General features: G+C 69.6%; 21 protein-coding genes. 19 read left to right on the top strand and 2 right to left on the bottom strand.

The genetic code is table 11. From position 1 onward, the window contains the following. Nucleotides 1–205: 205 nt before the first annotated feature. The gene (locus ABFX50_RS35850) at nt 206–1,315 is read left to right on the top strand and encodes a family 2 glycosyl transferase (RefSeq protein WP_346152797.1); all 1,110 of its coding nucleotides are present in this window, start codon (nt 206–208) and stop codon (nt 1,313–1,315) included. Then, nucleotides 1,312–2,925 carry a glycosyltransferase family 2 protein gene (locus ABFX50_RS35845; RefSeq protein WP_346152795.1) on the top strand — a complete coding sequence of 538 codons (1,614 nt, stop codon included), beginning with the start codon at nt 1,312–1,314 and terminating at the stop codon, nt 2,923–2,925. Before ABFX50_RS35850 ends, ABFX50_RS35845 begins: the two co-directional genes overlap by 4 nt. Before the next feature lie 33 nt (nt 2,926–2,958). Here the strand turns inward: ABFX50_RS35845 and ABFX50_RS35840 are convergent, their stop codons facing one another. Next, nucleotides 2,959–4,404, bottom strand: coding sequence for a glycosyltransferase family 2 protein (locus ABFX50_RS35840; RefSeq protein WP_346152793.1), 1,446 nt, complete (start codon nt 4,402–4,404; stop codon nt 2,959–2,961). A 166-nt stretch (nt 4,405–4,570) separates the two neighbouring features. Here ABFX50_RS35840 and thrC point away from each other — a divergent pair, with 166 nt between their 5' ends. From thrC to rho, 3 genes are all read left to right on the top strand, one after another. Next, on the top strand, nt 4,571–5,611 hold the full coding sequence (thrC, locus tag ABFX50_RS35835; protein WP_183649148.1) for a threonine synthase: 1,041 nt from the start codon (nt 4,571–4,573) through the stop codon (nt 5,609–5,611). Nucleotides 5,612–5,760: 149 nt separating this feature from the next. Next, nucleotides 5,761–6,762 carry a homoserine kinase gene (locus ABFX50_RS35830; protein ID WP_346152791.1) on the top strand — a complete coding sequence of 334 codons (1,002 nt, stop codon included), beginning with the start codon at nt 5,761–5,763 and terminating at the stop codon, nt 6,760–6,762. A 444-nt stretch (nt 6,763–7,206) separates the two neighbouring features. Continuing rightward, on the top strand, nt 7,207–9,267 hold the full coding sequence (gene rho, locus ABFX50_RS35825; RefSeq protein ID WP_346152789.1) for a transcription termination factor Rho: 2,061 nt from the start codon (nt 7,207–7,209) through the stop codon (nt 9,265–9,267). Between the two features lie 296 nt (nt 9,268–9,563). On the opposite strand, the gene ABFX50_RS35820 is transcribed toward rho, so the two are convergent. Then, nucleotides 9,564–10,658: a hypothetical protein gene (locus ABFX50_RS35820; RefSeq protein WP_346152787.1), complete on the bottom strand. Its 1,095-nt coding sequence runs from the start codon at nt 10,656–10,658 to the stop codon at nt 9,564–9,566. Nucleotides 10,659–10,908: 250 nt separating this feature from the next. Here ABFX50_RS35820 and rpmE point away from each other — a divergent pair, with 250 nt between their 5' ends. The 14 genes from rpmE to ABFX50_RS35750 all read left to right on the top strand — a co-directional run bounded on the left by rpmE (nt 10,909) and on the right by ABFX50_RS35750 (nt 22,264). After that, nucleotides 10,909–11,124, top strand: a complete 216-nt coding sequence (gene rpmE, locus ABFX50_RS35815; RefSeq protein WP_183649136.1) for a 50S ribosomal protein L31 — start codon at nt 10,909–10,911, stop codon at nt 11,122–11,124. Nucleotides 11,125–11,216: 92 nt separating this feature from the next. Beyond that, nucleotides 11,217–12,269, top strand: coding sequence for a peptide chain release factor 1 (gene prfA / locus ABFX50_RS35810; RefSeq protein ID WP_346152785.1), 1,053 nt, complete (start codon nt 11,217–11,219; stop codon nt 12,267–12,269). Next, entirely contained in the window at nt 12,266–13,120 is an 855-nt protein-coding gene (gene prmC / locus ABFX50_RS35805) for a peptide chain release factor N(5)-glutamine methyltransferase (protein ID WP_346152783.1), read from the top strand. Before prfA ends, prmC begins: the two co-directional genes overlap by 4 nt. A gap of 10 nt (nt 13,121–13,130) precedes the next feature. Then, the gene (locus ABFX50_RS35800) at nt 13,131–13,775 is read left to right on the top strand and encodes an L-threonylcarbamoyladenylate synthase (protein ID WP_346125749.1); all 645 of its coding nucleotides are present in this window, start codon (nt 13,131–13,133) and stop codon (nt 13,773–13,775) included. Nucleotides 13,776–13,835: 60 nt separating this feature from the next. Next, nucleotides 13,836–15,878 carry a hypothetical protein gene (locus ABFX50_RS35795; protein ID WP_346152780.1) on the top strand — a complete coding sequence of 681 codons (2,043 nt, stop codon included), beginning with the start codon at nt 13,836–13,838 and terminating at the stop codon, nt 15,876–15,878. Nucleotides 15,879–15,890: 12 nt separating this feature from the next. Next, nucleotides 15,891–16,268: a hypothetical protein gene (locus tag ABFX50_RS35790; protein ID WP_183649121.1), complete on the top strand. Its 378-nt coding sequence runs from the start codon at nt 15,891–15,893 to the stop codon at nt 16,266–16,268. Between the two features lie 46 nt (nt 16,269–16,314). After that, nucleotides 16,315–17,562, top strand: a complete 1,248-nt coding sequence (locus ABFX50_RS35785) for a serine hydroxymethyltransferase (protein ID WP_183649118.1) — start codon at nt 16,315–16,317, stop codon at nt 17,560–17,562. 57 nt (nt 17,563–17,619) lie between these two features. Then, entirely contained in the window at nt 17,620–18,864 is a 1,245-nt protein-coding gene (locus tag ABFX50_RS35780; RefSeq protein ID WP_346152778.1) for a glycosyltransferase family 4 protein, read from the top strand. Nucleotides 18,865–18,995: 131 nt separating this feature from the next. Then, a complete protein-coding gene (locus ABFX50_RS35775) occupies nt 18,996–19,421 on the top strand; it encodes a Cg1360 family ATP-synthase-associated protein (RefSeq protein ID WP_346125746.1) in 426 nt (141 codons plus the stop codon). Between the two features lie 66 nt (nt 19,422–19,487). Further along, nucleotides 19,488–19,703, top strand: coding sequence for an AtpZ/AtpI family protein (locus ABFX50_RS35770; RefSeq protein WP_346152776.1), 216 nt, complete (start codon nt 19,488–19,490; stop codon nt 19,701–19,703). 69 nt (nt 19,704–19,772) lie between these two features. Continuing rightward, nucleotides 19,773–20,567, top strand: a complete 795-nt coding sequence (gene atpB, locus ABFX50_RS35765) for a F0F1 ATP synthase subunit A (RefSeq protein WP_346152774.1) — start codon at nt 19,773–19,775, stop codon at nt 20,565–20,567. Nucleotides 20,568–20,637: 70 nt separating this feature from the next. Continuing rightward, the gene (gene atpE, locus ABFX50_RS35760) at nt 20,638–20,868 is read left to right on the top strand and encodes an ATP synthase F0 subunit C (RefSeq protein ID WP_346152772.1); all 231 of its coding nucleotides are present in this window, start codon (nt 20,638–20,640) and stop codon (nt 20,866–20,868) included. A 35-nt stretch (nt 20,869–20,903) separates the two neighbouring features. After that, the gene (locus ABFX50_RS35755) at nt 20,904–21,455 is read left to right on the top strand and encodes a F0F1 ATP synthase subunit B (RefSeq protein ID WP_346152770.1); all 552 of its coding nucleotides are present in this window, start codon (nt 20,904–20,906) and stop codon (nt 21,453–21,455) included. Further along, nucleotides 21,455–22,264, top strand: a complete 810-nt coding sequence (locus tag ABFX50_RS35750) for a F0F1 ATP synthase subunit delta (protein WP_183649097.1) — start codon at nt 21,455–21,457, stop codon at nt 22,262–22,264. The genes ABFX50_RS35755 and ABFX50_RS35750 overlap by 1 nt, the downstream gene beginning before the upstream one ends. Nucleotides 22,265–22,269 lie beyond the last annotated feature (5 nt).

Here is a 22,269-nt window from a genome sequence, read left to right as displayed (position 1 = left end):
AACTTCGTCCGATGACGTGCGGCTGGGGATAAGTGGGGATATTTACACCATAGTCAACAGAAGGCACTACCGTGCCATAACTTCCTGGATGATTGCTGGGAACGAACGCTCAGGCCAACTCGTTCGGAATGACCCGCTCTTCCGTCAGAGTCAAAGCGGCGTAAAGTAGGCGCGCCCGAAGACGACAGGACGAGGAGCGCCTCCGATGACCGCCATTCCCTTCGTGGAGACGCGAGGGGCCGCCGGTTACCTGCGTACCCCCACAGCGGAAATCGAGCGGTTGCGCTGGAGCGACGCGGGCTGGAGCCTCGGCGAGAGCCCTGACGGGCTGCCCGGCATCGAGGCGCTGCGCCCCCTGCGCGGGCTGTCGGTGGAGTGGCCCGGCGCCATGACCGAGCAGGAGCGGCGGGCGGCCCTCGACGGGCTCATGAACCTGGCCTTCGCCGGTGTCCCGCTCACCTCGGCGCTTCCTGACCGGGTGCCTGACTGGGTTTCCCCCGACTTTGCCGCGCTTCTGACCGACAGGGGCTGGTTGTCGGTCAACAGGGAGGCGGGGCCGAGATGCCTGGCCGATCTGCGCCGCGAGGAGCACAGCGTACGGCTGCGCCGCCTGGCGCCCAGGCCGGCGCTCACGCCCACGGTCAGCGTGGTGATGTCGAGCAAGCGGCCCCACCTGCTCGCCTCGGCGCTGGCCCAGATCGCCCTTCAGCGCCACGTCGAGGTCGAGGTGCTGCTCGGCCTGCACGGCATCGCCGACCATCCGCTCGCGCGCAGGGCCGTCGAGGAGTGCGAGCTGCCGATCAGCGTCGTGTCGGCCGACGCCGGCACGCCGTTCGGCGCGCTGCTCGACCTGGCCGCCGCCCGCGCCTCGGGCGAGTTCGTGGCCAAGTGGGACGACGACGACTGGTACGGCCCCGAGCACCTGTCCGACCTGCTGCTCGCCAGGCGCGCCTCGGGCGCCGACATCGTGGGAACGGCCGCCGAGTTCTTCTACCTGGAGCCGCTCACCACCACCATTCGTCGGATCTCCTACACGAGCGAGGTCTGGACCGACTTCGTGGCGGGCGGCACCATCCTGCTCGCCCGCGACGACTTCCCCGGCTTCGAACCGCTGCCCAGAGGGGTCGACGCGGCGCTGCTGAAGTCCCAGCACGCCAGGGGCGCCCGCATCTACCGCGCCCACGGACTCGGCTACGTGCTGCGCCGCTCCCACAGCGAGGGGCACACCTGGCAGCTGCCCCTGGCGCACTTCCTCAAGGTCGCGCACAACCAGTGGCGCGGCTTCAGGCCCAGTCTCCTGCTGGAGGCCTCGTGACACGGGTGCGCGGCAACGACTACCGCGTGCTCGACGTCCCCGACCTCGGCACGTGGACGCCTCGCATGAGCGTCAGCGTGATCGTCCCCGCGTACGGCGGGCAGGACAAGCTCGATCTCGTCCTCGAGGCGCTGCGGTCGCAGAGCTACCCCACGCACCTGGTCGAGGTCGTCGTCGTCGACAACGGCAGCCTCCCGCCGCTTCGCGTGCCGTCATGGGTCAAGCTCGTCGTCTGCGAGAGCCCCGGACGCGCCGCCGCCCGCAATGCCGGCCTCGCCGTCGCCTCCGGCGAGGTCATCCACTGGCTCGACTCCGACGTGGTGCTGACGCCGCGCGCGATCGAGGCGCACATGCGCTGGCACCACCAGGCGCCCTACCTGGTCGTCACCGGCTACATCCGCTTCACCTCCGCCCCCGTGCCCGCCAGGCTGCCCGACGACCTGGAGTCGGCCTTCGAGCCCGCCGAGCCGCACGCGTGGATCGTGGAGCTGGTCGAGAGGACTGATGGCCTGACCGCCAACCCGAGCAGGCCCTTCAGCCTGCACGTCGGCGGCGCGACCTCGGTCAACGCCGCGCTGGTCGCGGCCGCGGGCCCGATGGACGAGGAACTGGTCCTCGGCCAGGACACCGAGATGGGCTACCGCCTGGCGCAGGCAGGGGCCGTCTTCGTGCCCGAGCCCCAGGCCCGCGCCTACCACCTCGGGCCCACCATGCGGATGCGCGACAAGGCCCCGATCGACAGGGTCAGCCACGCCACCGTCGCCGACCGCGTCCCCGCCTACCGCTGGCTTCGCTCCCACCCCGGACGCCAGTGGAAGGTCCCCTTCGTCGAGGCCGTCGTGCGCGCCGACGAGGGCGGCTACGAGGACGTGCGCGCCACCGTGGACGCGCTGCTGGCAGGGACCGTGCCCGACGTGTCCGTCACGCTGGTCGGCCCGTGGGAGGGGCTCGAACGCGATCGCAGGGCCCCGCTCAGGGACCCCTCGCTCGACCTGGTGCTGCTTCAGGGGCACTACGCCCACGAGGGCAGGGTCCGGCTGGCGGTCACCGACGAGACCGACCCCGCCGTGCCGTACGTCCTGCGCCTTCCCGCCGGCTGGACGCCGGCGGAGGACAGCCTCGCCAGGCTGCTGGACCTCGCGAAGGACGAGGGCCAGGGGCTGGTCAACGTGCTGCTGTCGGAGTCGGGCGGGCAGGTCGTCACCGCGCGTCTCGAACGCACTGCCGCCTTCGCCAGGGCCCGCGTCGTGCTCGAACCGGGTGAGGAGCTCGACGACGCCGTCGACGCGGTCTTCGGGGTGCGCTGGGTCGAGGGCGAGACCCACGGCTTCGCCAGGCAGCCGCGCGTCCCGCTCGGCCGCCGGGGGGCCTACAGGGCCAGGAGCGAGGCCCAGGCCGAGGCGGCCAAGCTCAGAGCCGAGGTCGAACGGCTGCGCGGCCAGGTCGACAGGTGGCGCGAGGAGTCGGGCAAGTGGCGCAGGAGCACGGTCGAGCTGCGCCGCGAGGTCGGCACGCTACGCCGTCAGCTCGCCGCGGCCGGACGGGTCCAGCAGGGCCTGCGCGCCGTCCTCACCGCCTCGGTGAAACGCGCGCTCAAGCGCAAGGTCTGAGCCAGGACATCGGACCTCTGGCCGTGACCCGGCTCAGTTGGGGCGCAGCGCGGACTTCAGCTTGCGCAGGAACGTGCGCTCCTGCGTGACGGCCGGCGGGGGCGCGGGGATCGACACCGGCTTCGGGGCGGCGGGAGCGGGCCAGAAGCGGTCGGGCGGCTCGTGCCGTACGCCGTGGGTGACCTCGATGATCTCGTCGAGGTCGGCGCAGGGCTCGGCCAGCAGCCTCGCCCGAGCCAGCGCGGAGGTGCGCTCCAGCCTGGCCGTGCGGCCGTCGGGCAGGTCGACGACCAGCACGCCCGTGAGGTCCTTCTGGACCGACTCGATCATCCGCTCCAGCGTCGCCTTGTGCAGCGGCACGTCCACGGGCCCGACATAGCGGAACGGCGTGGGCGCGGGCGTCGGGGCGGCCTCGTCGATCATCCTGATCCGCTCGTCGTGCGCGTAGAGCTCGCGCATCACCCGCAGCTCGAAGCAGGGGTCGCTGAGCACGGAACGTCGCTCGTCACTCATCCGCGACCACGGGCCGACCAGTGTCACCACGACGTCCTGCACCTTGCCGTCGAGCGCGGCGGCCACCGCCTGCCGTACCGTCGACTCGGAGGTGTCGGTGACGTCGAGGACGATCTCCACGTACGGCACCAGCCAGCGCCGCCCCCTGTCCTTGCGCAGGTCGCGCCTGAGCGGGATGCGGTGGGCGAGGAACGGCTCCACCACCCGCACCGCGCGCTCACGGTCGCGGTGCTGGGCGGGCAGTCCGAGATGGACGGCCTCGGCGAGCGGCTCGGGAACGAACACCACGCCGTGCATCGCCAGGCGGTAGGCGAACTCGGTGTCCTCGCCGCGCAGGACGTGCGGGTCGAGCCCGCCCACGGCATGGAAGATCTCGCGGGGAAGGGCGAAGGTCGGCCCCGTGCACACGTGGTAGGGATTGCGGCTCTTGCGCAGCCCGTCGGTCTTCTCGATCGTCGCCTCGGTCGAGCTGGGAACGGCCGAGGCGAGGTCGAACAGCTCCCCGAGGCGCGCGGCGCCGAAGACCTGCGCGGGCGTCAGCGGCGGCTTCTCGACGAACCTCTTCATCCCGATCGAGACCACGTAGTCGCTCACGTGGTGCCAGCGGGCCATGGCCTCGATGTGCTCGCGCCCCGCCACCATGTCGGAGTCGAGACGCTGGATGATCTCGCCGTCGGCGGCCTTCACGCCCGTGTTCACCGCGTGGGAGATGCCCCAGCCGTCGGTGACGCGCACGATCCTGGTGTTGACCGGCCTGATCTCCGGCAGCTCGATCGGCGGGGCGCTGCCGTCGTCGGCGACCACGACCTCCATCAGGTGCTCGGGGTAGGTCTGCGCGGCCAGCGCGGCGAGCGTGAGGTCGAGGTGCGGGCCGCCGTGCGAGGGAACCACGACGCTCACCGACAAGGAGGGCGACCATCGGCCCACCTGTGGCGGTGTCAGTGCGGAGTAGTCGTTCTGCGTCATCGCAGTCATCGTGGTCCAGCCTCCCCGTCCCCTGTGGGAGACCTTATCCGGGGTTGCTGGGTATTGGCTGAGGAGTCTGTCCATCAGATGGACGCTCGTACCGCTCGCCGCGCCGGGTGCCCGTAGACTCGGTGCACAACACCGCAGGTAGTCGCAGGAGCGAATCATGACCAGGGCATGGCGAGGCCTCATCGAGGAATACCGGGACCGGTTGCCGGTGAGCGAGACGACGCCCGTGGTCACGCTCCTGGAGGGCGGCACGCCGCTCGTCCCGGCCCAGCGCGTCTCCGCGCTGACGGGCTGCGAGGTCTACCTCAAGGTAGAGGGCGCGAACCCGACGGGCAGCTTCAAGGACCGTGGCATGACCATGGCCATCAGCAAGGCCGTCGAGGAGGGCGCCAAGGCGGTCATCTGCGCCTCCACGGGCAACACCTCCGCCTCGGCCGCGGCCTACGCCGTACGGGCGGGGCTGACCTGCGCCGTGCTGGTGCCGCGCGGCAAGATCGCGATGGGCAAGCTGGCCCAGGCTCTCGTGCACGGCGCGACGCTGCTGCAGGTCGAGGGGTCCTTCGACGACTGTCTCGAGATGACCCGCAAGCTGTCGGAGAACTACCCGATCGCACTGGTCAACTCGGTCAACCCCTACCGCCTGCAGGGCCAGAAGACGGCCGCCTTCGAGATCGTCGACACGCTCGGCGGGGCGCCCGACATCCACTGCATCCCCGTCGGCAACGCGGGCAACATCTCCGCCTACTGGATGGGTTACCAGGAGTACGGCACGTCGCCGCGGATGTTCGGCTTCCAGGCCAGCGGCTCGGCCCCGATCGTCAACGGCGCGCCCGTCACGCACCCGCACACCATCGCCACCGCCATCCGCATCGGCAACCCCGCCTCGTGGCAGCTGGCCGAGGCCGCGCGCGACGAGTCCGGCGGCGTCATCCAGGCGGTCACCGACCGGCAGATCGCCGCCGCCTACAAGCTGCTGGCGCAGGAGGAGGGCGTGTTCGTCGAGCTCGCCTCCGCAGCGAGCGTCGCGGGCCTGCTGCACGCCCACGCGCAGGGCCTCGTCGAGCCCGGCCAGCGCATCGTCTGCACGGTGACAGGCAACGGCCTCAAGGACCCCGACTGGGCGATCTCCGGCGCTCCCGCGCCTGTCACGATCCCCATCGACGTCCACGCGGCCGCGTCGGCGCTCGACCTGCTGTAGACGCCGTCCCGTACGGCACGCTTGAGACCACATCTCGTACGGCAAGCCGCGAAGGGCCCCCGTGTCCGCCGCGCGCCCTCTCGCGGGGGCGCGCGCCCAGCAGGACTCCGGTTCCCGCCGTCACGGCGCGTCCTTACCCGAGGAGCTGCATGACCGACAGCACGGTCGTCGTCCGGGTTCCGGCGACCTCCGCCAACCTGGGCCCCGGATTCGACTCCCTCGGCCTCGCGCTGGCCTTCCACGACGAGGTCGAGGCGGAGCTGTTCACCCCGGAGGACGGCGCTTCGCGGGTCGAGGTGACGGTCGAGGGCGAGGGCGCCGGAGAGCTCGAACTCGGCGACGAGCACCTCGTCGTGCGGGCGATGCGCAGGACGTTCGACCGGATGAACGCCCCGCAACCCGCGGGAATCAGGCTGCGCTGCCGCAACAGGATCCCGCACGCGCGCGGCCTGGGGTCCTCCTCGGCCGCCATCTGCGCGGGGATCCTAGCCGCCCGTGCTCTGGCGCGCCTGCCGTACACGCCGCTGGCGGGTCAGGACGGCGCGGACGGGGAGGCGGCGCTCGGCTCTGAGCGAACAAAAGAGCTCACCGACGACGAGGTCTTCGCGCTCGCCACCGAGATGGAAGGGCATCCCGACAACGTCGCCCCCTGTCTGGCCGGAGGACTGACCGTGGCGTGGACCGACCAGTTCGGTACCGCGCGTATGGTGAAACTGGTTCCCGACGCGAGCATCAGGCCGGTCGCGCTCATACCCGCTACGCGACTGTCCACCGAGACCGCGCGGGGGCTTCTACCGAAGGAAGTGCCTCACAAGGACGCCTCCTTCAACGCGGGGCGGGCAGCGTTGCTGATCGCCGCGTTGACCCAGCGTCCCGACCGTGAACTGCTGCTCGCAGGCACGGAAGACCGTCTCCACCAGCACTACCGCGCGCCTGCCATGCGGCGGACGGCGGATCTGGTAGAACGGCTTCGTGCCATGGGCGTGCCCGCCGTCGTCTCGGGAGCGGGTCCCACGATCCTTGCGTTTTCGACACCGGATGCGCAGGATTTGATCGCGCCAGAAGTGGGTAATGACTGGCACATCCAGCTAATGGACGTCGACCAGGATGGTGCGAGCGTTCAGTCGCCGAGACACGCTGATGCCTCTTAGACCTTCAGGGAATAGCCGTGTGCGCTGGTGATGTTAGGCTGATAGCCGCACCAGATGCCCCCTTGTTGGGTGCGTGCTTGTCAGCCACACATCGTTGCATCATGCTTCACGTCGCGAGGCGTGAGCAGCGCGGCTGTCTCCCCGAATCCGTTCGCTCCGGTTGGCCCACACCCGGTCGGCGCGACGCGAGGCGGCGAATCCGGGGAAGTGCGCGTTCGAACCACTTCGACATCTGGCTGGCGACAGCAATCTGGGGGGTCCCCTCCACGCGCCACCGTCCTGTGGCGACCTGGACGAACCCCTCCCCAACCGTGGCGGCCGTCCTGCGCGGCGGCCGAAGATCGCAAAGTGCACCCCGACCCGGTCTGTCCCGCCGGATCGACAGCACCTCCGGGACGATCGGCTGATCATGGCCGACGCCCGACCCCTGGGAAGGACCCTTAGTTGAGCGACACCACCGAACTCCTCTCCGACGCTTCCGGCTCGTCCGCGAGCGCGTCCGGCGACACCCCCACCCGCGCCGCGGCCAAGCCTCGCGCGCGTCGCTCCGGCACCGGACTGTCCGCGAAGGTGCTGCCCGAGCTGCAGAAGATTGCCGCCGAGCTGGGCATCAGCGGGACCGGGCGGATGCGCAAGAGCGAGCTCATCGCGCGTATCCAGGAGAAGCAGGGAGTCGGCGCCGGTGACAGCGCCCCCGCCGCCCCCGCCGCGGAGGCGCCCGCCGCCCCCGCCGTCGCGGAGGCCCCGGCCGTGGCCGAGCGCCCCGCCCGCAGCCGTCGGGAACGTTCCCGCCCCGCCGCGGCCGCAGAGACTGTCGCCACCCCCGAGCCCGTCGCGGCTCCCGAGCCTGTCGCGGCGGCTGCCGCACCGGTCGTGGAGCAGCAGCAGCCCGTCGTGGAGCAGCAGCAGAACGACAACCAGGCCGACGGCCGCGACCGTGGCGAGAGCCGTCGCGACCGTGGTGAGCGCCGCAGCCGCCGCGAGCGCGGCGAGCGCGGCGAGCGCCAGGAGCGCGGCGGCGACCGCCAGGAGCGCGGCGAGCGCTCCGAGCAGCAGCCGCAGCGCACCGACGCCGAGCGCACCCGCGACCGCGGCGACCGCGTCCAGGACCGTGCTCAGGACCGTGAGCGCGTCCAGGACCGTGACCGCGGCGCCGACCGTGACCGTGGCCAGGACCGCGGCGCCGACCGCGGCGCCGACCGTGGCGCCGACCGTGGTCAGGACCGTGGTCCCGACCGCGGCCAGGACCCGCGCGGCGGTGGCGACGACGACGAGCGCGGGCGCGGCAGGCGCGGCAGGTTCAGGGAGCGCAACCGCGGCCGCGGCCGTGACCGCTTCGACAGCAACGAGCCCGTGGTCAGCGACGACGACGTGCTCATCCCGATCGCCGGCATCCTGGACATCCTCGACAACTACGCGTTCGTCAGGACCAGCGGCTACCTGCCCGGCTCCAACGACGTCTACGTGTCGCTGGCCCAGATCCGCCGCAACGGCCTGCGCAAGGGCGACGTCATCACCGGCGCCGTCCGCCAGCCGCGCGACGGCGAGCGCAGGGAGAAGTTCAACGCCCTGGTCCGCCTCGACACCGTCAACGGCATGGACCCGGAGCAGGCCCGCAACAGGCCCGACTTCAACAAGCTGACCCCGCTCTACCCGCAGGAGCGGCTGCGCCTGGAGACCGAGCCCAACATCCTGACCACGAGGATCATCGACCTCGTGGCCCCGATCGGCAAGGGCCAGCGCGGCCTCATCGTCTCCCCGCCCAAGGCCGGTAAGACGATGGTGCTGCAGTCGATCGCCAACGCGATCACCCGCAACAACCCCGAGTGCCACCTGATGGTCGTGCTCGTGGACGAGCGGCCCGAAGAGGTCACCGACATGCAGCGCTCGGTCAAGGGCGAGGTCATCCACTCGACCTTCGACCGCCCCGCCGAGGACCACACCACCGTCGCCGAGCTCGCCATCGAGCGCGCCAAGCGTCTGGTGGAGCTGGGCCACGACGTGGTCGTCCTGCTCGACTCCATCACCCGTCTCGGCCGCGCCTACAACCTGGCGGCCCCGGCGTCCGGACGCATCCTGTCCGGTGGTGTCGACTCGACCGCGCTCTACCCGCCGAAGCGTTTCTTCGGCGCCGCGCGCAACATCGAGAACGGCGGCTCGCTGACGATCCTCGCCACGGCCCTGGTCGAGACCGGGTCCAAGATGGACGAGGTCATCTTCGAGGAGTTCAAGGGCACCGGCAACGCGGAGCTCAAGCTCAACCGCTCCCTGGCCGACAAGCGCATCTTCCCCGCGGTGGACGTCGACGCGTCCGGCACCCGTAAGGAAGAGATCCTCATGGGCAAGGACGAGCTCCAGATCACCTGGAAGCTGCGCAGGGTCCTCCACGCGCTGGACATGCAGCAGGCGCTGGAGCTGCTTCTGGAGAAGATGAAGGAGACGAAGTCCAACGCGGAGTTCCTCCTCCAGGTCCAGAAGACCACGGTCAGCTCCGAGCGCGACTGACAGCACCACCCGCACGGTCCCGGCCCCGATTCCTGGGGCCGGGACCGTGTCGTATGGGGCCCTCCCCACGACGGCACGGTCCCCTGGGCTCGCCCGGTGAGGGCTTGGCGCCCCACGCCCTCGGGTGGTCGTCGCCGGCGGCTCAGGTGGGTACCGGCTCGGTCGACTCCAGGTCACCGGCCTCGATCCGGGAGACGTGGCCGTGGGGGATTCCCGGCGGCCATGTCTCGCGAGCCCTCCAATGACGAATGGCCCGCTCCTTCCAGGAGCGGGCCATTCGGTTCAACCAGAGGGTGTTACTTCACGTCCACGAACTTCTGGCTGGACCAGGAGCCGTAGGTCTTGCTGGTGGCGGGGACCTTGACGCGCCAGTAGCCGTCGTAGCGCTGCTTGACCGCCTTGGAGTACTTGCCGGTCGAGCTGGCCTTGGCGAAGCCCATGAACTTGTACTTCGTGGTGCCCTTCTTCTTGAAGTACACCTCCACGATCTTGCCCGAGTACGCCTTGGACCCGCGGTAGACCTTGCCGTACAGCTTGAAGGCCTTGCTGACCTTGCTCTTGGCGGGCGCGCCCAGCGTGACCTTCGACTTGGCCTTCTTCGAGGCGCCGCCGCTCGGCGCGTTCACCGTGAACGCGCCGACGCCCTTGAGCGTCTCGCCGCCGCGGTTGGCGGAGATCTCCAGCGTCCACTCGCCCGGCGCGCTGTCGTCGGTGAAGTAGACGGTGCCGGTGTAGTAGCCGTCCGTGCCGAGCTCGAGGCTGCCGAGGTCGTAGTACTCGGAGGTGGTGTCGCTCGTCATCTTGGCGCTGACGAGGGAGGCGTCCTTCACCGCCGCCTGGACGGTGACCTTGACCTCCTGACCCTTGACCAGGTTGACCGGGTTCGGGTTGACCGATGCGCCGGTGATGCCCTGCTTGCCTGCCACCTTGACGGTGAAGCTGTTCGTGCCGCGGGAGGTCACGATCTTCAAGGTCCAGTCACCGGACGGGTCGTCCTTGGTGATGGTGAACTTGCCGCTGCCCGAAGCGGACGCCGGGCGCTTCTGCGTCGCATCGGTGAGGTTGGCGGGCGCGGTGTAGGTGAGCGACACCGCCTTCGCGCTCTTGCCGGGCGGGGTGATGTCGGCGGAGGTGACCGCGACCTTGTCGGCGTCCGTGGTCGGCCCGTCACCGGTGCCGAGCGGGTTGGCCACCGCGAAGGTGAAGCCGACCTCGATCTCCTTGTCCGCGGGCACGTAGGCGCTGCCGCTCATGGAGACGTTCGTGATGTCGTCGGCGGCCACGTACGCCGCCTGCGACACGGATGCGCTGGCCGAGGAGAGGCTGGCGCCCCCGACGAGCACAGCCACCCCCGTTGCGGTCGCCAGCAGCAACCGCATCCTTTTCTTCATGTGATGGGGCCCCTTGCATCGGTGTATATGTGAGAAAAGTTACGGATTGGACGTTTGAGACTACTGGGACTGATTCGAGCCGTCCATCGGATCGCGTGGAATGACCTGTGGCCTGGGATGGTTGAAGGATCTGGCACACTGGTAGCTGAACCGAAAGCGGTACCGGTTCCCGCCGCGCGCGAAATCACTCAGTGTGTCAGCGCGCAAGCCGTACGAGCGACCCGGCGACCGCACCCCGAAAGGACTTGCAATGAAGCGCGACATCCACCCCGAGTACAACGTGACCCAGGTGACCTGCACCTGCGGCAACACCTTCACCACGCGTAGCACCGCGAAGAACGGCTCCATCCACGCCGACGTGTGCTCCGCCTGCCACCCGTTCTACACGGGCAAGCAGAAGATCCTCGACACCGGCGGTCGCGTGGCGCGCTTCGAGCAGCGCTTCGGCAAGAAGGCCAGCAAGTAGCTTCCCTGACGCCGGCCCGGAGACGCGCATGCGCGCGCCCGGGTCGGCGTTCTTGGTGAAGAGGCGGCGACAAAGCGGAAGAAGGACGCACGGTGAATCTCGACGAACTACTCAGTGAGTACGCCGAGCTGGAGCAGCAGCTCGCGGACCCCGCCGTGCACGCAGACCAGAACAAGGCCCGCACGCTCGGCAGGCGCTACCGCCAGCTGACCCCCATCGTCGGCACCTACCGCGAGCTCGAGGGCGTCAGAAGCGACCTCACCGCCGCCAAGGAGCTCGCCACCGAGGACGAGGGCTTCGCCGAGGAGGCCGTCCAGCTCGAGGAGCGCATCCCCAAGCTGGAGGAGAAGCTCAAGCATCTGCTCATCCCGCGAGACCCCAATGATGACAAGGACATCATCATGGAGATCAAGCAGGGTGAGGGCGGCGAGGAGTCCGCGCTGTTCGCGGGCGACCTGCTGCGGATGTACCTGCGCTACGCCGAGCGCCTCGGCTGGAAGACCGAGATCATCGACGCCCAGCACTCCGACCTCGGCGGCTACAAGGACGTCACCGTCGCCATCAAGGCCAAGGGCGAAGAGGGCGTCTGGTCCAGGCTGAAGTACGAGGGGGGCGTGCACCGCGTGCAGCGGGTGCCCGTCACCGAGTCGCAGGGCCGCATCCACACCAGCGCCACCGGTGTGCTGGTCTATCCCGAGGCCGAAGAGGTCGAGGTCAACATCGACCCCAACGAGCTGCGCATCGACGTCTACCGGAGCTCAGGCCCCGGCGGGCAGAGCGTCAACACCACCGACTCGGCGGTCCGCATCACCCACCTGCCGACCGGCGTGGTCGTCTCCTGCCAGAACGAGAAGAGCCAGCTCCAGAACAAGGAGTCGGCGATGCGCATCCTGCGCGCCAGGCTGCTGGCCGTGGCGCAGGAGCAGGCGGAGGCCGCGGCGCAGGCCGAGCGCAAGTCCCAGGTGCGTACGATGGACCGTTCTGAGCGCATCAGGACTTACAACTTCCCGGAGAACCGCATCTCCGACCACCGCGTCGGCTTCAAGGCGTATAACCTCGACCAGGTGCTCGACGGAGAACTGAGCGCAGTCACCCAGGCCCTCATCGACGCCGAAATGGCGGAGAAGCTCGCACAACACTCATGACATTCCTGCTGGACGAGATCGCTCTCGCAACCGCCCGGCTCGCCGAGGCCGGAGTGCCGTCCCCGCGCACCGACGCGGAGGAGATCGCGGCGTTCGTCCACGGCGTGCGCAGAAGCGAGCTGCACACGGTCAAGGACGCCGACTTCGACGCCCTCTTCTGGGAGGGCGTCGCCAGGCGTGAGGCCCGCGAGCCGCTGCAGCACATCACGGGACACGCCTACTTCCGCTATCTGGAACTCGCGGTGGGCCCGGGTGTGTTCGTGCCACGCCCCGAGACCGAGGTGGTCGCCGGCTGGGCCATCGAGCGGCTGCGCGAGATGGACGTCGCCGAACCCGTGGTCGTCGACCTCGGCACCGGTTCGGCCGCCATCGCGCTGTCGATCGCGCAGGAGGTCGCGCTCGCCCAGGTGCACGCGGTGGAGGTCGACCCCGACGCGTACGGCTGGGCCAAGCGCAACATCGCCGAGCACGGCCAGGGCCGTGTCCACCTGCACCCCGAGGACCTCGCCGACGCGCTTCCCGAGCTCAACGGCAAGGTCGACCTCGTCATCTCCAACCCGCCCTACATCCCGCCAGGCGCGATCCCGCGCGATCCCGAGGTGCGCGACTACGACCCCTCACGGGCGTTGTACGGCAGCGGCGCCGACGGGCTCAACGAGGTCAGGGCCGTCGAGCGCACGGCCCGCCGACTGCTCAGGCCGGGCGGCTGGGTGGCCGTCGAGCACGCCGACGAGCAGGGGCAGTCGGTCTACCGTCTCTTCCCCGAGGACAAGGGCTGGCGCGACGCACGTCTGCGCCAGGACCTCACCCGAAGGGACCGCTTCGTCACCGCCAAGTTCGGCCAGGAATAGGATTGCCGCCGTGGGACGACGTTATGACTGCGCAGACGCCGAGCAGAAGGCCGCCGGGCTGACCGACGCGGCCTCTGCCGTACGCAAGGGCGAGCTGGTGGTGCTGCCGACGGACACCGTCTACGGCATCGGCGCCGACGCCTTCACCCCGTCGGCGGTGACCGCGCTGCTGGACGCCAAGGGCCGTGGGCGCGACATGCCGCCGCCGGTGCTGGTGGGCACCGTACGCGCGGCCAACGCCCTGGTCGAGGACCTCGGCGCGTACGGCCAGGACCTCATCGACGCCTTCTGGCCCGGCCCTCTGACGATCGTGTGCAAGGCGAACAGGTCGCTCTCGTGGGACCTCGGCGACACCAAGGGCACGGTCGCCCTGCGCATGCCGCTGCACCCCGTGGCGCTCGACCTGCTCAAGGAGACGGGCCCGATGGCGGTCTCCAGCGCCAACCGTTCGGGCGCGCCCGCCGCGACCACGGCGCAGAACGCCGAGGAGCAGCTCGGCGACTCGATCGCCGTCTACCTCGACGGCGGTCCCTGCGCCGACGACACGCCGTCCTCGATCCTCGACCTGACCGCGGCCGTGCCCCGGCTGCTCAGGAAGGGCGCCATCTCGGTGGAGAAGCTGCGCGGCGTCGTGGGTTACGTCGCCACCGACTGATTGATGCCGTCTGTTTATCCCTGAAGCGGACGGCCGCGCACGCCACCTACCGTGAGGCCCATGGGCTCGTTCGACGGTATGGATCCGACACTGGTGCGTGACCTGCTGGCCGAGGTGCGGCGGGCCGCCGTCCAGATGCGTTCGCTGGAGAGCAGGGTCGCGCAGGCCACGCGGAGCGCGGGCCTGGCCACGCCGGTGACGCACCGGCCCTCCCAGGTGGCCGACGCGTGCGAGGAGATGGCACGCGACGTCACGGGGCGGCTGGCGCTGCTGGAGAAGAAGGAGGCCGCGCCACGGGTGGGGGAGCAGGCCAAGGACATCTCCCCGAACGGCACACCGGCCTCGGGCGAGACGAAGGATCCCGCGCCGAAGGACTCCAAGGAGCCGCGCGAGGACGATCGCGCCTCCAGGACGGCCAACCCCCGCGAGACCGCCACCCCGAACGACCCCCCATCCTCCTCCGACCCCGCCCCCAGGAAAGACCCCACACCTGCGGATCCGGAGTCCAAGAGAGATCCGGCGCCTGCGGATCCAGAATCCAAGAAGGACCCGGCGCCTGCGGATCCGGAGTCCAGGAAGGACCCCACACCTCCAGAACCGGAGTCCAGGAAGGACCCGGCGCCTGCGCAGCCCGAGCCGAAACAGGATCCCGCGCCTGCCGAGCCGGAGTCCAAGCGAGACCCCGCACCTGCGGAGCCGGAGCCCAAGAAGGATCCTGAGCCCGCGCCGAAGAGTGAGTCGCCGCCGAGGGACGCGCCCGACGAGCCCGCCCCGAAGACGGGGGAGACGCCCGAACCGAGGCCCGCGCCACAGCCGGACTCCCGCGTCGAGGACAACCCGAGCGCCACCGACCAGCCCAAGGACGGCGACAGGGACAGCCGCCACGACAGGGGCACCGAACCCGGCACGCCTGGCCAGGACATCCTCGACACCCCTGCGAAGGACCACCCCGACGACATCGACCAGAGCGACGCGGGCAAGCCGCAGGTCGTGGAGGTGGACGGGGTCAAGGTCCTGCAGATCCCCCTCGACCCGCCCACCGCCCGCGAGATCGCCGACCTCCTGGACGACGTCGAAGCGGTCCGCCCCACCGACCTCCCCTCCGTGGAGGGCTCGGCGGCCCCCCTGGCACCGGCCGTCCAACCCCCGGTGGACACGTCCCTGACACCGGCCGTGCAGCCGCCGTCGAACGGTCCGTCGGCTCCGTTGACGCCGGCCGTCCAGCCCCCGGTTGGCACCCCGCTGGCGCCGGCCGTCCAGCCTCCGGTGGAGTCTTCGCTGACGCAGGCCGTCCAGCCGCAGGAGGGAACGAGCGGCGCGACCACCGGTGCCACCGCGAGCGGCGGGTGGGCCGACGATGACAGCGATGTGGTGTCGGTGGATGCCAGGCCGCCGTCGGATGCGGCGTTGAGGTCGTTGGTCGACAATGCCAGCGACATCGAGCCGATGGAGATGCCGAGCGTCGAGGTGCCGCCTGGGGAGTGGGGCAGGGGTGAGTGGGTGCCGAAGGATTTCGGTCCTGATGGCGCCGCGGGTTCGGTGGATCCCGGTGCTGCTGCGTCCCAGGCGTCGGGTGGTGGTGATTCCACCTCGGCCAGGGGGGCGGTCTACGAGGGTTCCGCCGCAGGACAGCAGGCCGGGCCGACGTCCTCCGTCGGGTCGGCGTCCTCCGCAGGGTCGGCGTCGGCTCCGGGGTCGATGCGGGCTGGTGACACGACCGACGTATCCACGAGCGGCGCGGCATTCGGCGGTGAAAGGCCGGGTGAGCGCTCCGAGGTGCGGGCCGGCGACGGGGGCGCGACCGGCGGCGACGGGTCTCGAGAGCGCTCGGAGGCGAGTGACGCGACGGGTGCCGCCTCGGGCGAGGCCGATGACGGTGGCGATGTGGTGTCGGTGGAGGCCAGGCCGCCGTCGGATGCGGCGTTGAGGACGTTGGTGGACAACGCCAGCGACATCGAGCCGATGGAGATGCCGAGCGTCGAGGTGCCGCCAGGGGAGTGGGGCAAGGGCGAGTGGGTGCCGAAGGACTTCGGGCCCGACGGCGAGCCGGGGCGCGTGGAGCCCGGCGCGCCGGGCCGTCCCACCGTTCCGCCCGGCAGCTGAGACGGAGTGCGCATGTACGTCGACCCACCGGCCCCGCAACCGCGCCAGCCAGGCGAGCAGCCGCCCGTGACCACCTCGGGAAGCCCCCTGGACGGCCAGCCGAGAGTGTGGGAGTTCAACCCCGACTACCAGCGCCTGGTCACCGCCTGGCAGACCGTGCTGCCCATGCTGGAGACGCTGACGGCCAGCCTGGACAAGGCCTATCAGCTGGCTCGCAGCCCCCAGACGTGGGAGGCCCCCGTCGGGTCGCGCTACGTGGAGGACCTGGCCGAGTGGCGTAACAGGCTGGGGCTGTACCGGCAGGCGGTGCTGACGGCCATCAGCGACCAGGCCGCCGACACCCCGCGCTGGGTGCCCGCCTCCGCTGGGGCGCCACACGCCTTCTCCTGATCCCTGCCTTGTGGGAAATCGGAGCATTCGTGCTTACAGTGGATGGATGTACTACGGCCCGGATTTCGGGGCCCTCCAGCGTGAGGATCCCGAGATCGCGCAGGTGCTGCTCGACGAGGTCGATCGGGTACGCGGCGGCCTGCAGCTGATCGCGAGCGAGAACTTCACCTCGCCCGCCGTCCTGGCCGCGCTGGGCTCGACGCTGACCAACAAGTACGCCGAGGGCTACCCCGGCAGGCGCTACTACGGTGGCTGCGAGGTCGTGGACAGGGCCGAACGGCTCGCGGTGCGGCGGGCGACCACGCTGTTCGGAGCAGACCACGCCAACGTGCAGCCGCACTCGGGGGCCAGCGCCAACCTGGCCGCCTACGCCGCGCTGCTCCAGCCCGGCGACACGATGCTGGCCATGGCGCTGCCGCACGGCGGTCACCTCACCCACGGCTCGAAGGTGAACTTCTCCGGCCGCTGGTTCGACGTGGTGTCCTACGGCGTACGGCGCGACACCGAGCTGATCGACTACGACGAGGTGCGCGACCTGGCGCGCAGGCGCAGGCCGAAGCTGATCGTGTGCGGCGCGACGGCCTACCCACGCCTGATCGACTTCGGCATCTTCAGGGGCATCGCCGACGAGGTGGGCGCGTGGCTGATGGCCGACGTCGCGCACACCATCGGGCTCATGGCGGCGGGCACGATCCCCTCGGCGGTGCCGTACGCGGACGTGGTCACGTTCACCACGCACAAGGCGCTGCGCGGGCCGCGCGGCGGCGGCATCCTGTGCACGGCCGAGCTGGCCGCGAAGGTCGACAGGGCGGTCTTCCCCTTCGTGCAGGGCGGGCCGCTCATGCACGCCATCGCGGCGAAGGCCGTCGCGTTCGGTGAGGCGATGCGTCCCGAGTTCGCCGACTACGGGCGAAGGGTCGTCGAGAACGCGAGAACCCTGTGCGAAGCGCTGGAGGGGATGCGTCCCGTGTCCGGCGGCACCGACACCCACCTCGCGCTGATCGACCTGCGCGCTCTCGGCGTGACGGGGGCCGAGGCCGAACGGCGCTGCGCCGCGGCGGGCATCACGCTCAACCGCAACGCCATCCCCTACGACCCCGAGCCGCCCGCGATCACCTCGGGGCTGCGCGTGGGGACCCCCTGCGTCACGACTCAGGGGATGGGGGTGGAGGAGCTCAGAGAGGTGGGCACGCTGGTCTCGCGCGCCGTGAGATATCCAGAAACTGCGGATGAAGTGCGGGAAAGGGTCTCCGAGCTGGTGGCGAAACATCAGCCTTATCTCAGTGAATTATAAGGTGATCTGTGTCGATTTCCGGTCACAGCTGGCCGATGCATCCGGGAAACTAGGTCCGTGCGCGAATACCTCTTCATGGCACTGGTAGCGGCGGCGGTGACGTACCTGCTGGTCCCGCTGGTCCGGCGGTTCGCCATCCGCATCGGAGCCATGCCCGAGGTGCGAGATCGCGACGTGCACACCGTCCCGACCCCGCGCCTGGGCGGGCTCGCGATGTACGGCGGGCTCGTGGCGGGCCTGCTGGCCGCCACCCAGCTCGACAAGACGGGCGAGGTGCTGGGCCAGGACCAGACGGTGATCGCGCTGATCGCCGCGGGCGGCCTCATCACGCTGACCGGCTTCCTCGACGACTGGTGGGGCATGGACCCCTTCATCAAGCTGGGCGGCCAGATCGGCGCGGCGGGAGTGCTGGTCTACTTCGGGCTGGCCCTGCCATGGGTGCCGTGGGTGAACGGCGAGACGATCAGCCTGCCGCCCGACCTGTCCGCGGTCATCACGATCCTGGTCGTGGTCGTCGCCATCAACGCCGTCAACTTCGTCGACGGCCTCGACGGCCTCGCCGCGGGCATCGTGGGCATCGCCGCGGCCGCCACCTGGGTCTACGCGATCTTCCTCGACCAGAACATCGAGCTCAACAGGATCAACACCACCGCGGCCATCACCGCCGTGCTCATCGGCATGTGCCTGGGCTTCCTGCCGCACAACTTCCACCCCGCCAAGATCTTCATGGGCGACACGGGCGCGATGCTGCTGGGCCTGGTCCTGGCCTCCTCGCTGGTCACGGTGACGCCCGTCGACTCGGAGGTGATCGAGGGCATGAACAGGTTCGGCGCGCTGATGCCGATCCTGCTGCCCGCCGCGGTGATGGTGCTTCCGCTCATCGACCTCATCAGCGCGGTCGTCAGGCGCACCTCGATGGGCCTGTCGCCGTTCGCGCCCGACCGTGGTCACCTGCACCACCGCCTGCTCGACATCGGCCACTCCCACCGGCGCACCGTGCTCATCATGTACGCGTGGACGTCGGGGTTCGCGCTCGGCCTCGTCGGCATGTCGGTGAGCGGCGTGCCGGTCGTGTACTTCCCGATCGTGATCGTGATCGCGCTGGCCGTCCTGGTGCTCTTCTCGCTGCCCCGGTGGAGGGGGCGCGGCGGCGCGCACGCGGCCAAGCGCAAGGACACCCCCGACGACGATGACGACGGCCCTCCCACGGGACCCATGCCGCCCATCAGGGCGGAGTTCCAGCAGGTGTACCCCGCGAAAGAAGATGCCTCCGTTGTCCCGGTGTTTCCCGCGCGTTCTTGATCGGGAACTAGAAATGGCAGGTAAAAGCGGTCATACGTGAGCTTGTGATATCTTTCACGAGCAGGGCCCCCGTGGTGCACGGCTCATGGGGTAGCAATCGCTCGCTTGTTAACTAGCTGTCTGGAGCACCGATGCAGGCCAACGACGTGCGCGTCCTCAAGAGCGCCGCGCTGCCCACCCTCGTGGTAGGAGCCGTCGCTGTCATCGTGGCCTTCCTGGTGGCTGGCGGTAAGGGCGCGCTCGGCGCCGTCGTCGGACTCGCCCTCGTGGCGGTTTTCTTCAGCGTCAGCGTGGTAGCGGTGTCCTATGCCGCCCGCGTCTCCCCCCAGATGATGGCCATCTCCGCGATGGTCAGCTATCTCGTCAAGGTCGTGGTCATCATGGCGATGCTGCGAGCCTTCGGCGACACGACCGCATGGAACCCGAAGGCGTTCGCGTGGACGGTCGTGGTCGGCACCATCGTCTGGACCGCCGGTGAGGTGCGAGCCTTCATCAAGACCAAGATGCTGTACGTCGACCCCGAGGCGACTGTGCCGGGCCAGGAGAAGAAGTCATGAACCCCGGTAAAGTAACGGGGCCCGATATGACTAGTCCTGCCTGTGCCTGCTATCGTCGGGCGCGCGATGAGCGAAGAGAAACGCCGGCCCGAGAACGACGGTCGCGACTTCGCCAACGCCGCGTGGTCGATTCCCAGCTACCTGCTCTCCGGGATGGTTGTCTACGGCGGTGCTGGCTGGTTGCTGGACCGGTGGCTCGACACGTCCGCGTTCTTCCCCATAGGCGTCGTCCTGGGGACAGTGCTCGCCGTCTACCTGGTCTACCGGAAGCACGGCCGCTAACTCCGCGCGGCGGTCCCGCCCGCCTAAGGAACTCGTTGTGACCACCTACCACGCTGAAGGGAACGCCGCGTGATCGCGCTGACGCTCCTCGCCGACCCTGATCAGTTCAAGGCGCCGACGCCGGACGAACTGTTCCAACTCCCCCCGATCATCGCCGGGGTCGACTGGTTCACCAAGCCCGTGCTTCTGGCGATCCTCAGCTCGATCATCGTGCTGGGCTTCCTGTGGGCCGCCTTCTCCAGTCCGAAGATCGTGCCCAGGGGCGTCCAGAACGTCGCCGAGTTCGGCTACATGTTCGTGCGCGACCAGGTCGCCCGGCCCTTCCTGGGCAAGGACGCCGACCGGTTCATGGGCCTGCTGCTCAGCATGTTCTTCGTGATCTGGGTCTGGAACATCATGGGTGTCGTCCCCGTCGCCCAGTTCCCCGTCGCCTCGCACATCGCCTTCCCGATCGTGCTGGCCGTCTCGGTCTACGTGCTGAAGCTCTACCTCGGCTTCAAGACCCAGGGCGTCGGCGGCTACTTCAAGAACATGATGTTCCCGCCGGGGCTCCCCAAGTTCATCTACGTCCTGCTGGCGCCGATCGAGTTCCTGTCGAACATGATCATCGCGCCCTTCACCCACGCTGTGCGACTCTTCGCCAACATGTTCGCCGGCCACATGCTCATCGCCTTCTTCAGCATGGTCGGCTTCTGGTTCCTGTTCGAGCAGCTGACCCCGCTCGGCGCTCCCATCGGCGTGCTCGGTGTCCTGATGACGATCATCATGACCGGCTTCGAGCTGTTCATCATGTTCCTGCAGGCGTTCCTCTTCTCGATGCTGGCCGCCATGTACATCGGCAACAGCCTGCACCCCGAGCACTAAGAACCACCTTCCGGCATATCCAGACCGGTGATACACCGCATCACCGGCCGACCAAGTAAAGGAAACAGCAATGAGCCTTCTCGCTGAGGTCTCCGGCAACGTCACCGCCATCGGCTACGGTCTCGCCGCCATCGGCCCCGGCATCGGCGTCGGCATCATCTTCGGTCAGGGCGTGCAGGCCATCGCGCGTCAGCCCGAGGCCTACGGCCTGATCCGTCAGAACATGCTCCTCGGCTTCGTTCTCACCGAGGCCCTGGCCCTGATCGGTCTGGTCGCCCCGTTCATCTTCGCGCAGCTGTAAAGACCGAAGACCACCCCTGACGAAAGGCTGCATCCATGATTACGGCAGCTTCGCTCCTCGCGGCGGAGGGCGGCGCCAACCCGCTGCTCCCCCACGCGTACGAGCTGGTCGTGGGCATCTTCGCGTTCTTCGTCGTCTTCCTCGTCGTCGGTAAGATCCTCACCCCGCGCATCCAGAAGACTCTGGCCGAGCGGACCGACGCGATCGAGGGCGGCATCAAGAGGGCGGAGGACGCCCAGGCCGAGGCGCAGGTGCTGCTGAAGCAGTACCGCGACCAGCTGGCCGAGGCCAGGCACGAGGCGTCCCGCCTTCGCGAGGAGGCTCGCGAGCAGGGCGCCCAGATCAAGGCCGAGCTCCGCGAGGAGGCCCAGGCCGAGGCGCGCCGCATCGTCGAGGCGGCGCACGCGCAGATCGAGGCCGACCGCCAGCAGGCGTTCGCCCAGCTGCGCACCGAGATCGGTCGCCTGTCGACCGACCTCGCCAGCCGCATCGTCGGCGAGTCCCTCGAGGACGAGGCGCGTCAGCGCCGCACCGTCGACAGGTTCCTCGACGAGCTGGAGAGCTCCTCTGCGCAGGCGGTGCGCTGATGCGTGGTCTGAGCAGGAGTTCGCTGGCCGCTGTCGAGGAGCGCTTCAACGCTGTCGCGGCATCGGCGGACTTCGGACGCCTTGCTGAGGACCTCAGCTCCGTCGCCGACCTGCTCGACCGTGAGCACGGACTGCGCCGGAGCCTGTCGGACCCGGCGCGGCCCGCGGCCCAGAAAGCCCAGGTCGCCCGCATGCTGCTCGAAGGCAAGGTCAGCGAGGCCGCGCTGGAGACCGTCGTCGCGGCGGTCGAGGCCAAGTGGTCGCGCTCAGGAGACCTCGCCGACTCGCTCGAGCGGCTCAGCGTCGTCGCCTCGGCCGCGCAGGCCGAGTCCGAAGGGCGTCTGGACGACGTGGAGGACGAGCTCTTCCGCTTCGGCCGCATCGTCGCCGCCAACCCTGACCTGCGTCGCGCGCTGGCCGACCCGGCCGCGCCCGCCGAAGGCAAGGAGCGGCTGCTGACGGGTCTGCTCGACGGAAAGGTCGCCGCCTCCAGCCTGCGCCTCATCACGCAGCTGGCAGTGCACCCAAGAGGACGTAGCCTGGAGACAGGGCTGGAGCAGTATTCCAGTCTCGTCGCGGCACAGCGTCAGCGACTGGTGGCCGTGGTCCGCAGCGCTGTGGCGCTGACCGACGAGCAGAAGCAGCGTCTGGGTGCGTGGCTGCGCACCTCCTATGGCCGTGACGTTCACGTGAACGTCGAGGTGGACCCGCGAGTGCTCGGTGGTTTCTCGGTTCGCATCGGCGACGAGGTCATCGACACCACCATCGCGGGACGAATCGAAGAAGTCCGCCGCCGGTTGGCCGGCTAGGCGAA

The sequence above is a fragment of the Nonomuraea recticatena genome, assembly GCF_039533245.1.
In the GTDB taxonomy this organism is placed as follows: Bacteria; Actinomycetota; Actinomycetes; order Streptosporangiales; family Streptosporangiaceae; genus Nonomuraea; species Nonomuraea roseola.
The sequence above is the reverse complement of the archived record's forward strand: the minus strand, read 5'-3'. Positions and strand labels throughout refer to the sequence as shown.